Source organism: Streptomyces sp. SID13726 (assembly GCF_010548375.1).
Lineage (GTDB): Bacteria > Actinomycetota > Actinomycetes > Streptomycetales > Streptomycetaceae > Streptomyces.
This window is the reverse complement of record NZ_JAAGLY010000227.1, coordinates 1-551: the sequence shown is the minus strand read 5'-3', so window position 1 is coordinate 551 and position 551 is coordinate 1. Positions and strand designations below refer to the sequence as shown.

2 pseudogenes are annotated in these 551 nt (G+C 72.6%); one reads left to right on the top strand and one right to left on the bottom strand.

The features are described 5' to 3' along the window. Positions 1-244 (bottom strand): annotated as a pseudogene (locus G3I78_RS47320) (hypothetical protein); the annotation flags it as partial. Between the two features lie 23 nt (positions 245-267). On the opposite strand from G3I78_RS47320, the pseudogene G3I78_RS47315 reads away from it, so the two are divergent. Next, positions 268-522: pseudogene (locus G3I78_RS47315) on the top strand (ABC transporter permease); the annotation flags it as partial. Positions 523-551: the final 29 nt, after the last annotated feature.

Genomic DNA, 551 nt, shown 5'->3' with positions numbered 1-551 from the left:
GCGAGTCGACCGCGGGTCTGGCGGCCGGTGGAGAGGCGATCTGCTGCTGGGGCACGGGCCGGGCCCGCACGGGTGCCTCGGGAGGCAGCTGCACCGGGGACGGGGACGGGTACTGGTAGTCGGCGGTGAGATCAGACGGCAGGCCCTCCAGCCCTGGCGCTACCTCCCGGGGCTCGGCCCGGCGCCGGCGGTCGGACAGGACAGAGGTGTCCCCGGCGAGCAGGCGCTGCAGGTTGCTCATCATCGGCTGGCGCTCGGGCTCGATCGCGGGTCCGGCTGCCCCTGCTGCTGCCGTCCCTGACCGCCGCCGCCGGCCTCTGCTTCGCCCTGTCCATGGGCGAGCTGAGCGCCACGATGATGCTCTACCCACCGGACTGAATGCCCCTCCCGGTCCGCATCTTCACCGCCACCGACACCGGTTCGCTCTTCAGCGGCTCGGCCCTCGCCTTGGTCCTGATGGCCACCACCCTGCTGGTCCTGCTGGCCGTCTCGCGCATCCGTACCACGGCCACGTACCGCTGAACGCTCTCCTGCCCGACCCTGCCCTACCC